13 protein-coding genes and 1 pseudogene are annotated in these 13,754 nt (G+C 69.9%); 5 read left to right on the forward strand and 9 right to left on the reverse strand.

Annotated features, from left to right (window positions below; translation table 11 throughout):
* Positions 1-4: 4 nt before the first annotated feature.
* The 5 genes from nuoE to DVH02_RS07595 are packed head-to-tail and all read right to left on the reverse strand — an operon-like array spanning position 5 to position 3,867.
* A complete protein-coding gene (nuoE, locus tag DVH02_RS07575; RefSeq protein ID WP_114622942.1) occupies positions 5-817 on the reverse strand; it encodes an NADH-quinone oxidoreductase subunit NuoE in 813 nt (270 codons plus the stop codon).
* 35 nt (positions 818-852) lie between these two features.
* Positions 853-2,217 carry an NADH-quinone oxidoreductase subunit D gene (locus DVH02_RS07580; protein ID WP_114622928.1) on the reverse strand — a complete coding sequence of 455 codons (1,365 nt, stop codon included), beginning with the start codon at positions 2,215-2,217 and terminating at the stop codon, positions 853-855.
* Complete coding sequence (locus DVH02_RS07585; RefSeq protein WP_114622929.1) at positions 2,217-2,939, reverse strand: NADH-quinone oxidoreductase subunit C; 723 nt, start codon at positions 2,937-2,939, stop codon at positions 2,217-2,219. Before DVH02_RS07585 ends, DVH02_RS07580 begins: the two co-directional genes overlap by 1 nt.
* On the reverse strand, positions 2,936-3,490 hold the full coding sequence (locus DVH02_RS07590) for a NuoB/complex I 20 kDa subunit family protein (protein ID WP_114622930.1): 555 nt from the start codon (positions 3,488-3,490) through the stop codon (positions 2,936-2,938). Before DVH02_RS07590 ends, DVH02_RS07585 begins: the two co-directional genes overlap by 4 nt.
* Before the next feature lie 17 nt (positions 3,491-3,507).
* Positions 3,508-3,867 (reverse strand): NADH-quinone oxidoreductase subunit A, encoded by a 360-nt coding sequence (locus DVH02_RS07595; RefSeq protein WP_114622931.1) that lies wholly within the window; start codon positions 3,865-3,867, stop codon positions 3,508-3,510.
* A 718-nt stretch (positions 3,868-4,585) separates the two neighbouring features.
* Between DVH02_RS07595 and DVH02_RS07600 the strand changes: the two genes are divergently transcribed.
* Together DVH02_RS07600 and DVH02_RS07605 are read left to right on the forward strand one after the other, a co-directional pair.
* A complete protein-coding gene (locus DVH02_RS07600; protein WP_114622932.1) occupies positions 4,586-5,461 on the forward strand; it encodes a C40 family peptidase in 876 nt (291 codons plus the stop codon).
* Positions 5,462-5,777: 316 nt separating this feature from the next.
* Positions 5,778-6,329 carry a glycoside hydrolase family 25 protein gene (locus DVH02_RS07605; protein ID WP_114622933.1) on the forward strand — a complete coding sequence of 184 codons (552 nt, stop codon included), beginning with the start codon at positions 5,778-5,780 and terminating at the stop codon, positions 6,327-6,329.
* Positions 6,330-6,374: 45 nt separating this feature from the next.
* On the opposite strand, the gene DVH02_RS07610 is transcribed toward DVH02_RS07605, so the two are convergent.
* The gene (locus tag DVH02_RS07610; protein WP_114622934.1) at positions 6,375-7,661 is read right to left on the reverse strand and encodes a geranylgeranyl reductase family protein; all 1,287 of its coding nucleotides are present in this window, start codon (positions 7,659-7,661) and stop codon (positions 6,375-6,377) included.
* A 107-nt stretch (positions 7,662-7,768) separates the two neighbouring features.
* Here DVH02_RS07610 and DVH02_RS07615 point away from each other — a divergent pair, with 107 nt between their 5' ends.
* Positions 7,769-8,290: a GNAT family N-acetyltransferase gene (locus tag DVH02_RS07615; RefSeq protein WP_114622943.1), complete on the forward strand. Its 522-nt coding sequence runs from the start codon at positions 7,769-7,771 to the stop codon at positions 8,288-8,290.
* A 274-nt stretch (positions 8,291-8,564) separates the two neighbouring features.
* Positions 8,565-9,095 (forward strand): flagellar hook-length control protein, encoded by a 531-nt coding sequence (locus DVH02_RS07620; RefSeq protein WP_114622935.1) that lies wholly within the window; start codon positions 8,565-8,567, stop codon positions 9,093-9,095.
* A 103-nt stretch (positions 9,096-9,198) separates the two neighbouring features.
* Here the strand turns inward: DVH02_RS07620 and DVH02_RS07625 are convergent, their stop codons facing one another.
* The 3 genes from DVH02_RS07625 to DVH02_RS07635 form a co-directional block, all read right to left on the reverse strand.
* Positions 9,199-9,891: a demethylmenaquinone methyltransferase gene (locus tag DVH02_RS07625; RefSeq protein ID WP_114622936.1), complete on the reverse strand. Its 693-nt coding sequence runs from the start codon at positions 9,889-9,891 to the stop codon at positions 9,199-9,201.
* Between the two features lie 38 nt (positions 9,892-9,929).
* Positions 9,930-11,021 (reverse strand): acyltransferase family protein, encoded by a 1,092-nt coding sequence (locus tag DVH02_RS07630; RefSeq protein ID WP_267899052.1) that lies wholly within the window; start codon positions 11,019-11,021, stop codon positions 9,930-9,932.
* 83 nt (positions 11,022-11,104) lie between these two features.
* Complete coding sequence (locus DVH02_RS07635) at positions 11,105-13,378, reverse strand: bifunctional polysaccharide deacetylase/glycosyltransferase family 2 protein (protein WP_199566200.1); 2,274 nt, start codon at positions 13,376-13,378, stop codon at positions 11,105-11,107.
* 129 nt (positions 13,379-13,507) lie between these two features.
* Between DVH02_RS07635 and DVH02_RS07640 the strand changes: the two are divergent.
* Positions 13,508-13,754, forward strand: a pseudogene (locus DVH02_RS07640) (bi-functional transferase/deacetylase); the annotation flags it as partial.

Here is a 13,754-nt window from a genome sequence, read left to right on the forward strand (position 1 = left end):
GTCGTCACTCCCCCTCCTCGGCGGCGGGTCCGGCCGGGTGGTCCGGGTCGGAGGCCGACGTCTGCTGCGGCGCGTCGTGCGAGCTGAGGTGCTCGGCACCGGGGCGCGGTTCGTCCCTCGGGTACGCGCCGTCCCGGGGACGGACCACCCGCTGCGGGGCCTCGCCCTTGGCGAGGCGCAGCCCGACCAGCGAGGCGGGCCCGGCGCCGCCGGTGGCCTCGACGGCGCCGGGGCGCTCGTCGGGGAAGCCGGCCAGTATCCGCGCGGTCTTCTTGTACGTGCACAGCGGCGCGCCCCGGGTGGGCTCGACGGTGCGGCCGTCGCGCAGGTCGTCGACGAGCCGCTTGGCGCTCTGCGGGGTCTGGTTGTCGAAGAACTCCCAGTTGACCATCACCACGGGGGCGAAGTCGCAGGCGGCGTTGCACTCGATGTGTTCGAGCGTGATGCCGCCGTCCTCGGTCGTCTCGCCGTTGCCGACGCCGAGGTGCTCCTTCAGCGTGTCGAAGATGGCGTCGCCGCCCATCACCGCGCAGAGCGTGTTGGTGCAGACGCCGACCTGGTAGTCGCCGCCGGGCCGGCGCCGGTACATGGAGTAGAACGTGGCGACGGCGGTGACCTCGGCGGTGGTCAGGCCGAGCAGCCCGGCGCAGAAGGCCATCCCCGTACGGGAGACGAAGCCCTCCTCCGACTGCGTCAGGTGCAGCAGCGGGAGCAGCGCGGAGCGGCTGTCCGGGTACCGGGCGATGATCTCCTTCGCGTCGGTCTCCAGCCGGGCGCGCACATCGGCCGGGTAGTCCGGGGCGGGCAGCTGGGGCATGCCCAGGCTGACCTCGGAGTTGGGCGGTGTGGCTGTCACCGGTCGACGCCTCCCATCACGGGGTCGATGGACGCCACGGCCACGATGACGTCGGCGACCTGGCCGCCCTCGCACATCGCCGCCATGGACTGGAGATTGGTGAAGGACGGATCGCGGAAGTGGACCCGGTAGGGGCGGGTGCCGCCGTCGGAGACGACGTGCGCGCCGAGTTCGCCCTTGGGCGACTCCACGGCCGCGTACGCCTGGCCGGCCGGGACCCGGAAGCCCTCCGTCACCAGCTTGAAGTGATGGATCAGGGCCTCCATGGACGTGCCCATGATGTTCTTGATGTGGTCGAGCGAGTTGCCGAGCCCGTCGGGGCCGAGCGCGAGCTGCGCGGGCCAGGCGATCTTCTTGTCGGCGACCATCACGGGGCCCGGCTCCAGCCGGTCGAGGCACTGCTCCACGATCCGCAGCGACTGGCGCATCTCTTCGAGCCGGATGAGGAAGCGGCCGTACGCGTCGCAGGTGTCGGCGGTCGGGACGTCGAAGTCGAACGTCTCGTAGCCGCAGTACGGGTCGCTCCTGCGCAGGTCGTGCGGGAGCCCGGCGGAGCGCAGGACCGGGCCGGTGGCGCCGAGTGCCATGCAGCCGGTCAGGTCGAGGTGGCCGACGTCCTGCATACGGGCCTTGAAGATGGGGTTGCCGGTGGCGAGCTTGTCGTACTCCGGCAGGTTCCTGCGCAGCGTCTTCAGCAGCTCGCGCAGCTGGTCGGTGGCGCCGGGCGGCAGGTCCTGGGCGAGTCCGCCGGGGCGGATGAACGCGTGGTTCATCCGCAGTCCGGTGATCAGCTCGTAGGCGTCGAGAATCAGTTCACGATCGCGGAAGCCGTAGATCATGATCGTCGTCGCGCCCAGCTCCATACCGCCGGTGGCGATGCAGACGAGGTGCGAGGAGAGCCGGTTCAGCTCCATCAGCAGGACGCGGATGAGGGTGGCCCGGTCGGGGACGGTGTCCTCGATGCCGAGCAGCTTCTCGACGCCCAGGCAGTACGCCGTCTCGTTGAAGAACGACGTCAGGTAGTCCATGCGCGTGACGAAGGTGGTGCCCTGCGTCCAGTTGCGGAATTCGAGGTTCTTCTCGATACCGGTGTGCAGATAGCCGATACCGCAGCGGGCCTCGGTGACGGTCTCGCCGTCGATCTCCAGGATCAGCCGCAGCACGCCGTGGGTGGAGGGGTGCTGGGGGCCCATGTTGACGACGATGCGTTCGTCGTCGGCCTTGGCGGCGGACTGGACGACCTCGTCCCAGTCGCCGCCGGTGACCGTGTACACGGTGCCCTCGGTGGTCTCCCTGGGGGTGGCGTCCTCGGGGAACGTGTCGCCGGGTGCCTCGCCTTGGGGTGCGTGGGGTGCAGACATCAGGAGTACGACCTCCGCTGGTCCGGAGCCGGGATCTGGGCGCCCTTGTACTCGACGGCGATGCCGCCGAGCGGGTAGTCCTTGCGCTGCGGGAAGCCCTGCCAGTCGTCCGGCATGAGGATCCGGGTCAGTGCGGGGTGGCCGTCGAAGATCAGGCCGAAGAAGTCGTATGTCTCGCGCTCGTGCCAGTCGTTGGTCGGATAGACCGGGACCAGGGACGGCACGTGCCGGTCGGCGTCCGGCGCGGAGACCTCGACCCGGATCAGCCGGCCGTGGGTGAGCGAGCGCAGGTGGTAGACGGCGTGCAGCTCGCGGCCCTCGTCGCCGGGGTAGTGGACGCCCGAGACGCCCGTACACAGCTCGAAGCGCAGCGCCGGGTCGTCGCGCAGGGTGCGGGCGACCTGGAGGAGGTGCTCGCGGGCGACGTGGAAGGTGAGTTCGCCGCGGTCGACGACCGTCTTCTCGATGGCGCTGCCGGGCGGCAGGCCCTGTTCCTCCAGCGCGCCTTCGAGTTCGTCGGCGATCTCGTCGAAGGATCCGCCGGGGCCGCCGTAGGGCCGGGGGGTCGCGCCCGGGAGCGTCACGGTCCTGACCAGACCGCCGTAGCCCGAGGTGTCGGCGCCGTTCTTGGCGCCGAACATGCCCTTCTGGACGCGGATGGGCTCGCCGGTGTCGTCGCGCGGGACGGGAACGCCGTCGCCGGGTCGCTGTTCGTCGCTCACCGGAGAAGCCCTTTCATCTCGATCAACGGCAGCGCGTTGAGGGCGGCTTCCTCCGCCTCGCGGGCCGCCTCCTGCGCGTTGACCCCGAGCTTGGATCCCTGGACCTTCTCGTGGAGCTTGAGAATGGCGTCCATCAGCATCTCCGGTCGGGGCGGGCAGCCGGGCAAATAGATGTCAACCGGGACGACATGATCCACACCCTGCACAATCGCGTAATTGTTGAACATTCCGCCTGATGACGCACAAACCCCCATGGAGATGACCCACTTGGGGTTGGGCATCTGGTCATAGACCTGTCGCAGCACCGGCGCCATCTTCTGGCTCACCCGTCCGGCCACGATCATCAGATCGGCCTGGCGCGGCGAGCCGCGGAAGACCTCCATGCCGAACCGCGCCAGGTCGTAACGGCCGGCGCCGGTCGTCATCATCTCGATGGCGCAGCAGGCGAGGCCGAAGGTCGCGGGGAACATGGACGACTTCCGCACCCAGCCGGATGCCTGTTCGACGGTGGTCAGCAGAAAGCCGCTCGGCAGCTTCTCTTCGAGTCCCATGGGTTCCCCTCAGCGCCTTAGTCCCATTCCAGACCGCCGCGCCGCCACACATACGCGTAGGCGACGAAGACGGTGAGCACGAAGAGGAGCATCTCCACGAGCCCGAAAATGCCCAGGGAGTCGAAGGTGACCGCCCAGGGGTAAAGGAAGACGACCTCGATATCGAAAATGATGAAGAGCATCGCCGTCAGGTAGTACTTGATGGGGAATCGGCCGCCCCCGGCGGGCGTCGGCGTGGGCTCGATGCCACACTCGTACGCATCAATTTTCGCCCGGTTGTAGCGTTTTGGGCCGATAAGCGTGGCCATGACCACGGAGAAGATCGCAAACCCGGCCCCCAGGGCGCCGAGCACGAGGATGGGTGCGTAGGCATTCACGCCCCTCAGCTCCTTCCAGTCGTCCTTGACCGTTGGATCGCACCGGGCGGTTCACGTCGCCGCCCCGGCACGGATCGCTGAAGATCGCGTACATGTGAGGCAGTTCACAAGCCCGACTGCCCCGCATCCTATGCCGAGTGGTCTGTGATCTGCGACACGGGGTACAGCAACGTCTTTGTGATCTCCACCACCTGACGAAGGATCATGAAGTCGGATGAGCGGTGATCTTCGTACGCGAAGCCGCCACGTGATCACCAGATGTGACATTCGGGCTCGTTACCGCTGGTCGGAGCCTTGGCGCTCTATCAAGAGATGCAACCTACAAACAAATTGGCAATGAGACACTTGTGAGTGATATGGCGCCGCACTCACCCGCACGAGGGGAGGGCGGGGACAGAAGTGGACACGTGCACGCGTTCACGAGCGAGTGCCGTGATCACGACACCTCCCGAACAGTGACCCTTCTGTGACCTGTGCCACTCACCCCCACCCCCCGGAGAAGCGGGCTTGGCCATGAGTTCGAAGGGGTGGTAAGCGGCGGGCAATTCGGACCTTTAACGGAAAGACCATGATCAAGCCCTTGATCGCCCATGCCCGTTTTGACCGTTACGGCGTCAATAAGGGTCTCCGCTCAGCGGATTCACAGATTCCGAACGTAACTGTGGCGCAACCCACGTTTCTTGACGAGAACCGGGTCCGGCCTGATAGCCGTGTACTCATGTCCCACACCGCTCACATACCCAGCCACCGGAAACCCCGCCGGAGTGCGCCCAAGGTCACCGTTCTCCGTGCCGGAGTCGCCGGTGGCGTTCTCAGCACGATCGCGGTGGCCGGTGCCGCCGGACCGGCCAACGCCGAGCCGGTGACCCAGACCATCGAGATGCCGACCCTCACCTCCGGACTCGCGAGCGACTTCGCCAAGTCCGCCGACGCCACCCAGCGAGTCGCCAACAACCTGGACCTGCGGGCCCAGGAGAGCGCCGCCATCACCAAGGCCACGAAGGCCGCCAAGACGGCGCACGCCGAGGCGGAGCGCAAGGCCGAGGCCGAAAAGAAGAAGAAGGCCGCCGCGGAGGCCCGCGCCAAGGCCGCGGCCGAGGCCGAGCGCGCCTCGCGCGACGCCCAGCGCACCACGCTGGCCGCCGCCGACTCGGGCTCGAACTACAGCTCGGGCTCCAGCTCCTCGGGTTCGAGCACCGGCACCACCGCCGCCTCGGCCCCGACCACCTCGACCGCCACCGGCTCGGCCGCCGCCGTCGTGGCCTTCGTGCAGTCGCACGTGGGCGACGCGTACATCATGGGCTCCACCGGCCCCAACGCGTGGGACTGCTCGGGTCTCGTCCAGGCCGCGTACAACCAGATCGGTGTGAACCTCCCGCGTGTCTCGCAGTCGCAGTCGACGGCCGGCACGCAGGTCTCCCTCAGCAACCTCCAGCCCGGCGACATCCTCTACTGGGGCGGTGCGGGCAGCGCCTACCACACGGCCATCTACATCGGCGACGGCCAGTTCGTCGGCGCGCAGAACCCCAGCAAGGGCGTCGTGCAGGCGTCGCTGGACTACGACCCGCCGAGCGGCGCCGTCCGCGTCCTCTGACGCGCACCGCGACCGCGCGGCATCAGACCTGAGGCCCGTACCCCGCTGCTCGGGGGGTACGGGCCTCAGTCGTACCCGGGACGGCACCCGACGCCGTACGCGCCGCGGCCGTACCCGCGTTCGAGACGTACGCGACACGAATGGCGGACACCGGACAGAAGCGCGCCGGGACGCCCCACGTGGGTATGAGAGGTACAGCCGTCCAACGGGACGGCGGTGAACGGATCAGATCGCTCGCGCGTAGTAGTGAGTCAGCACCGCCTTGGATCACGCCTCGCACCAAGGGCGATCTCGACGCCCGGGAGGAACCCCCCACATGACCACCAAAGGCATCGACGTCTCGTCCCACCAAAGCGCCACCTACAGCACGGCCGGCCTCGACTTCGTCTTCGTCAAGGCCACCGAGGGCACGTCGTACATCAACCCCCGCATGACCGCCCAGGCAGCGCACGCCCGCGCCGCGGGACTCGTCGTCGGCTTCTACCACTTCCTGCGGCCCGGCGACATGAAGGCGCAGGCGAAGTACTTCGTGGAGAAGTGCGCCAGCATCGAGCACGACCCGCTGTTCGCCGACTGGGAGGACGACGGCGTCTCCAACGCCCAGAAGGACGCCTTCCTCGCCGAGGTGAAGCGGCTGCGCGGCGCCACCCACCGCGTCGGTCTCTACTGCGGCCAGTACTACTGGCTGCACCGCGACACGACGAGCAACGCGGGCGACGCCCTGTGGATCGCGGACTACGTAACCGCGGGGAAGCCCCGCATCAAGGCCGCGTGGAAGTTCCACCAGTACACCGACAGCCCGGTCGACACGAACATCGGAGCGTTCGCCGACCGGGCCGCGCTGCGCGGCTGGGCGAAGAAGGGCTGAGGGACCGTGCCCGCGCGCCGCCCCGCTCACCGCCCCACCGGCCGCTCAGGCCTTCGGAGCCACCTTCGACAGCCCGTTGATCACACGGTCCATCGCGTCGCCGCCCGTCGGGTCGGTCAGGTTCGCCAGCATCTTCAGGGTGAACTTCATCAGCAGCGGATGGGTCAGCCCGCGCTCGGTCGCGATCTTCATGATCTTCGGGTTGCCGATCAGCTTCACGAAGGCACGGCCCATCGTGTAATAGCCGCCGTAGGTCTCCTTGAGCACCTTCGGATAGTGCAGCAGGGCCAGTTCGCGCTGGGCGGGGGTGGCGCGGGCATGGGCCTGGACGATCACGTCCGCCGCGATCTGCCCCGACTCCATGGCATAGGCGATGCCCTCGCCGTTGAACGGGTTGACCATGCCTCCCGCGTCACCGACCAGCAGCAGGCCCTTGGTGTAGTGCGGCTGCCGGTTGAAGGCCATCGGCAGCGCGGCGCCCCGGATCGGCATCGTCATGTTGTCGGGGACGTACCCCCACTCCTCCGGCATCGACGCGCACCACGCCTTGAGCACCTCGCGCCAGTCCAGCTCCTTGTACGCGGAGGAGGAGTTGAGGATGCCCAGTCCGACGTTGGACGTACCGTCGCCCATGCCGAAGATCCACCCGTAGCCGGGCAGCAGCTTGTCCTCGCCGGGACCGCGCCGGTCCCACAGCTCCAGCCACGACTCCAGGTAGTCGTCGTCGTGGCGGGGCGAGGTGAAGTACGTGCGCACGGCCACGCCCATCGGCCGGTCCTCGCGCCGGTGCAGCCCCATGGCGAGCGACAGCCGTGTCGAGTTGCCGTCGGCGGCGACGACCAGCGGGGCGTGGAAGGTGACCGGGGTCTTCTCCTCGCCGAGCTTGGCGTGCACTCCGGTGATCCGGCCGGTGCGCCCGTCCAGGATCGGGGCGCCGACGTTGCAGCGCTCGTGCAGCCGCGCGCCGGCCTTCTGCGCCTGCCGCGCGAGCTGTTCGTCGAAGTCGTCGCGCTTGCGGACCAGTCCGTAGTCCGGATAGGTGGCGAGGTCGGGCCAGTCCAGTTGCAGCCGTACGCCGCCGCCGATGATCCGCAGGCCCTTGTTGCGCAGCCAGCCGGCCTCCTCGGAGATGTCGATCCCCATCGAGACCAGCTGCTTGGTGGCGCGCGGCGTCAGGCCGTCGCCGCAGACCTTCTCGCGCGGGAACGCCGTCTTCTCCAGCAGCAGGACGTCCAGACCCGCCTTGGCCAGGTAGTACGCGGTGGTCGAGCCGGCCGGCCCCGCGCCGACGACAATCACATCCGCGGTGTTCTCGGAGAGGGGCTCGGTCACAGCGGGTTCTCCCGAAGACTCGAAATGGTGTACCGACTGGCACTCGACATGTGCAGTCTATGGGTGCGTACCGATCTCTCCAGTGAAGGGCTGCCCTCGTGGACCACATGACCAAGCCGCTCCCCGTGCTGCGGCTCCGCGTGCCGACGGACGAGGACGCGTTCCACTGGCACCACGTCTTCAACGACCGCGAGGTGATGGAGTTCCACGGCGGCGCCCCGGCCGAGCGGTCGGTGTACGCGGAGCTGACCGCGCGCCAGCGCAGACACGACGCGGAGCGCGGCTTCTGCCTCTGGACGGTGCTGGACGAGCACGGCGAGGTCATCGGCTTCACCGGCGCGCAGCCCTGGCCGCACGAGACCTTCGGGCCGGTCGGCGAGATCGAGATCGGCTGGCGGCTGGGGCGCGCGCACTGGGGCCGGGGCTACGCGACGGCCGCCGCAAGGACCACCGTCGAGCGAGCACGGGCGGCGGGCGTCGAGCGGGTCGTGGCGATGGTCAACTCGCGCAACGAGCGCTCGGCGGCGGTGGCGCGGCGGCTGGGCATGGAGCTGACCGAGACCTATCCGTTCACCTCGCCGAAGTACGAGACGGAGCAGCGGGCACTCTGCTTCCGGCTGGAGCTGTGAGCTGACGCCCGGTTCCCGGGGGTGCCGGTACGGGGGTGCGCTCCTCGGCGCCCCCGTACCGGCGCCCCCACACCGGCGCCCCCGTACCGGCACATCCGTACCGGCACACCCCTCCCAGCACACCCGGGAACCGGCCCGCAAGAACTGCCCCTCGGGCATGCCTCTGTCATTTGCGGCCAAGTCGAGCGAACACGCGGAAGGGATCTCCCACTTCCTCGGATGCTGTCCGGGCACCGGCCCACTCCGGGCCGGTCCCACCGAAGGAGTGGTTTCCTTGAAGAAGATCCTGGCCCGAGGCGCTGCCGCCCTCGCCGCCGCTTCGCTCACTCTCCTGTCCCCGATCGCCTCCGCCCAGGCGGCCGTCACGGCCGACCACGCCGGGATGACCTGGACCGTGGCCGGCAAGGGAAGCGACGGCACCGTCCACGTCGGATCCGACTCGGTGACCGACGCCTACAACGGTGACACCCCAGCCACCGCCTCGCTGCCGGTGCTGTGCCTGAGAATCACCAACGCCCCCGTCCCGGCCGGCATCACCCCGACCTTCTACATCGGCTGGGCGCGCGGCACGGTCGCGGCGACCCCGCCCGTCCAGGGCACCGCCCTCACCAGCCGGGCCGTCGCCGACGCCCTGTGCGCGCAGTACTACGGAGAGGGCTGGCGGACGGCCGAGTTCCACGACGGCCGCTACGGCGCGAACCTGGAGGGCTCGGGCGGCTGGGCGTTCTGGGCCCACGGCTACCTGCCGGAGAACACCCGCTTCTGGACCGCCATCAACGACACGAACGCCAACCCCTGGAGCTGACCCGGCGACGGGCGTGCGGTACGTGCGTCACGCGCGTACCGCACGCCCCCGCGGGGGACGGCGGAGGAACGGCACGGACGGCACGGACGGCGAGCGCGCGGCGTCAGGCGCGTACGCCCCGGTGCAGCGCCACGATCCCGCCCGTCAGGTCGCGCCAGGCCACCTTGGACCAGCCCGCGCCCTGGAGCCGCGCCGCGAGACCCGGCTGGTCGGGCCAGGCGCGGATCGACTCGGCGAGATAGACGTACGCGTCGGGGTTGGAGGAGACGGCGCGCGCGGTCGGCGGCAGCGCCCGCATCAGGTACTCCTCGTAGACGGTACGGAACGGCGCCCAGGTCGGATGCGAGAACTCGCAGATCACGACCCGCCCGCCCGGCTTCGTCACCCGGTACAGCTCGCGCAGCGCGAGGTCCGTGTCCTGGACGTTGCGCAGCCCGAAGGAGATCGTCACCGCGTCGAAGACCCCGTCGGCGAACGGCAGCTTCGTCGCGTCCCCGGCCGTGAACGGCATCCAGGAGTGCCGCTTCTTGCCCTCGCGCAGCATGCCGAGCGAGAAGTCGCAGGGCACGACGTACGCGCCGGTGGCGGCGAAGCTCATCGAGGAGGTGGCGGTGCCCGCCGCCAGGTCGAGGACCTTCTCCGCCGGGCGCGCGTTCACCGCCCTGGCGACCTCCTTGCGCCACCGGCGGTCCTGGCCGAGCGAGAGCACGTCGTTGGTCAGGTCGTAGTTCGCCGCCACGTCGTCGAACATCGAGGCGACTTCGTGCGGCTGCTTGTCCAGGGAGGCTCGGGTCACGCACTCCATTGTGGCAGTGCGCGACCCGTCGCCCGCGTTCAGGGCAGCAGCCTCGGCCGCCGTTTCGCGGCGACGTCCTCCACCCAGCCGAAGAGCGCGACGGCGAGCGCGATCAGCACCCAGGCGATGCCGAACTGGAACCACATGCTGTCGAGCGGCAGATCCCGCTCGAAGGCGGGAACGTCCCACATCAGGTCGATCAGCGGCACACTCGCCATCAGCGCCACCTCGTGCCAGAGGTAGACCGTCACCGCGCGCGCGTTGAAGACCGAGACGATCCGGTCGGCCACCGGCCGCCGCGCCAGCCACCCGAAGTCCGGCCGGAACCGCAGCAGCGGCAGCACGAACCCCGCCGACCAGAGCGCCTGCGCGAGCGGGATGTCGTCCAGGTCGTACGTCCCGTCCACCCGGTGGCCGAAGGCCCACCACGCGCCGGCCGCCATCAGCGGCGCCGCCGCCGCGAGCACGGCGGCCGGACGCAGCCGGTCGAGCACGCCGTCGCGGTGCGCGAACCCGAGCAGCCAGCAGAACAGGAAGACCGACAGATCGCTGAGCGCGGAGCCCAGCCGCCCGTCCGGCACGCTCCACACCGTCTCGAAGAGCACGACGGGGACGAGGGAGAGCAGCAGCACGGGCAGCGGCGCGAGCCTCAGCACCCGCAGCAGGACGGGCGAGAGCAGCACGAACCACAGATACGTCCGCAGGTACCAGAGCACCGCCCACGCCTGCTCGCCCCACGCGTCGCCCGGCGGGTCCCCGACGGGCAGCACCCAGTAGAGGGCGTCGGCGCCCGGCAGCCAGCCGTGCTTCGCCATGGCCACGCCCAGGACGGCCCCGAACACCCACAACGGGACCAGCAGCCGCCGCAGCCGGGACCGCACGACCCGGGCGGCGGGCCGCTCCAGGGAGCGCGCCATCAGCGATCCGGCGAGGGCGAACATCACCCCCATGGACGGGAAGACGAACCCCAGCCAGGGCCACTCGAAGGTGTGGTACGCGACGACGCGGACCAGCGCGAAGGCGCGCAGCGCGTCGAAGTACCGGTCACGTCCGGCGCCGGACGGCGCGACGGACGGCGCTCCGGACGGCGCTCCGAACGGCGCGGCGGAGGACGTTCCCGAGGACGCCACCGGTCGCACTGCCGACGGCGCCCCCGACGGCGCCCCCGACGGCGCGGCCCTGCGGTGCGCGGCCCTGCGGTGCGCGCCCGCCATCAGGCCGCCCCCGTCCCCGCGCGCGGCGTGCCGACCTCGCCCGTGCGCTTGAGCTTCTGCCAGCGCAGCCGGCCGCCGGTGAGCGCCGTGACCGACGAGTGGATCAGCACGAGATACATCAGCTGGCGGTAGGCGACCTGCTGCAACGGCAGCATCAGCAGATACCGGTACTTCTCCCGGTCCAGCCGGAACGCGTAGGCCGCGCAGAGCAGTTGCACCAGCAGCACGGCGAGCCACGCCAGCAGCGACGCCCGGAAGTCCACGAAGATCATCGCGTAGACCGTGAACACGTCGATGAGGGGCGCGAAGACGGGCGTCACCACCTGGAAGAGCACCACCAGCGGCATCCCCACCCGGCCGAACCGCCCCGAGGGCCCCTTGTCGAGGACCGACCCCCGGTGCTTCCACAGCGCCTGCATCGTGCCGTAGCTCCAGCGGTAACGCTGGCGCCACAGCTGCCCGACGCTCGCGGGCGCCTCCGTCCACGCGCGCGCGTGCTCCGCGTAGACGACGCGCCAACCGGCCCGGTGCAGGGCGATGGTGATGTCGGTGTCCTCGGCGAGGGTGTCCTCGCTCATCCCGCCGACCGCGAGGACGGCCTCCCGGCGGAAGGCGCCGATCGCGCCGGGGATGGTGGGCATGCAGCGCAGCAGGTCGTACATCCGGCGGTCCAGGTTGAAGCCCATCACGTACTCGATGTGCTGCCAGGCGCCGATCAGCGTGTCCCGGTTGCCGACCTTGGCGTTGCCCGCGACCGCGCCGACCTCCGGGTCGCCGAAGGGCTGGACGAGCAGGCGTACGGTGTCGGGCTCGAAGACGGTGTCGCCGTCCATCATCACGACGATGTCGTACCTGGCCTGCCGTACGCCGTTGTTGAGCGCGGCCGACTTCCCGGCGTTCTCCTGGCGGATCACCCGGACGTTCGGCAGGCCCAGGGACTCCGCGATCTCGGCGGTGCCGTCGGTGGAGCCGTCGTCGACGACGACGATCTCGATCGGGTGCGTGCTGGCGGCGAGGGAGTTGAGGGTGTTGGCGATGCACTCCTTCTCGTTGTACGCGGGGACGATCACGCTCACCGGTTCGTACACCGGCGGCCCCCACGAGAAGCGCCGTCTGTTGCGCTGCCGGTAGTGGCGGCGGGCGAGCAGGAGCATCAGCCCGAACCTGGCCATCACGGCGACTCCGACGACCGCGAGACCGGCGGCGAGACCGGGTACGCACCACTCGGCGACGGCGACGGCGGCGAGCAGGGCACGCCCCTCCCAGAGGGTGGTGCCGGTGGCCTTGTGGTGGGCGGCCTGTTCGGGGTTGCCGGTCAGGGCGTCCTGGCCGGGCCCCGGGGCCTGTCCCCGGCCCTGCGGCCGGTCCCGGCCCTGTACCTGGCCCTGTCCCTCGCCCTCTCCGTCGCTCTGTCCCTGCCCGTCGGCCTGTCCGTCGCCCTGAGCCTCGCTCTGCCGCTGGGCTCCGCTGACGGTGGTGAAGGTGTACCCCTTCGCCTTCATCTTCTTGATGTAGCGGTCCAGCGCCACCAGCGTCTCGTCGCGGTTGCCGCCCGCGTCGTGGAAGAGCACGGCGGCGCCCTTGCCCTTCTTCGGGGTCGCCCACTTGATGATCTTGTCGACCCCCGGAAGCTGCCAGTCCTCGCTGTCGGTGTCGATGAAGACGCTCGTGTACCCCATCGCGCCGAGCCTCTTGTAGACCGGCCAGCTCTCGTTGTCGATCGCGTCGTTCGTGGAGGAGTACGGGGCGCGGAACAGCGTCGTCGTGATCCCGGCGGCCCCCGCCAGCGCCAATTGCGTCTGGGCTATCTCCCGTTTGACGCGCGAGGCGCTCTGATACGAGAGATCGACGTGGGTGAAGGTGTGGACGCCGACCTCGTTGCCGTCCGCGACCATCCGCCTCACCACTCCCGGATAGCGGGAGATCATGGAGCCGATCAGGAAGAACGTACCGGGCACGTCGTGGTCGTCGAGGATCTTGAGGACCTTCGCGGTGTACGTGGGATCGGGCCCGTCGTCGAAGGTCAGCACGATGGTCTTGTCGGCCACGGACCCGGTGCGGGCCCGGCCGTTGTCGAAAGTGAGGAAGGGCCCGCCGTCGGCGACGGACTCGGGCACCTCGCTGCCGCTGGCGTCGGACCGTACGCGCTGGTCACCGCCGACCTCGGAGCGCAGATAGCCGTCGAGCAGCAACACGCTGACCAGGCCGACGAGGAGCAGCAGGGCGACGATCACGCGCGGCCTGGGTACCGCCTGCCTGCGGACGCGCTCCATGCGGCCGGGCGTGGCGTGACGGCGCGTGGCGTGAGGGGACTTGGCGGGGTGGGACTTGGCGGGGCGGGACTTGGCGGGGCGGGGCTGCGTCATGGGATCAGTTGCCGCCGTCACGCCACGCCCGGCCGCATGGAGCGCGTCCGCAGGCAGGCGGTACCCAGGCCGCGCGTGATCGTCGCCCTGCTGCTCCTCGTCGGCCTGGTCAGCGTGTTGCTGCTCGACGGCTATCTGCGCTCCGAGGTCGGCGGTGACCAGCGCGTACGGTCCGACGCCAGCGGCAGCGAGGTGCCCGAGTCCGTCGCCGACGGCGGGCCCTTCCTCACTTTCGACAACGGCCGGGCCCGCACCGGGTCCGTGGCCGACAAGACCATCGTGC

The organism is Streptomyces corynorhini (assembly GCF_003346515.1).
Taxonomy (GTDB): domain Bacteria; phylum Actinomycetota; class Actinomycetes; order Streptomycetales; family Streptomycetaceae; genus Streptomyces; species Streptomyces corynorhini.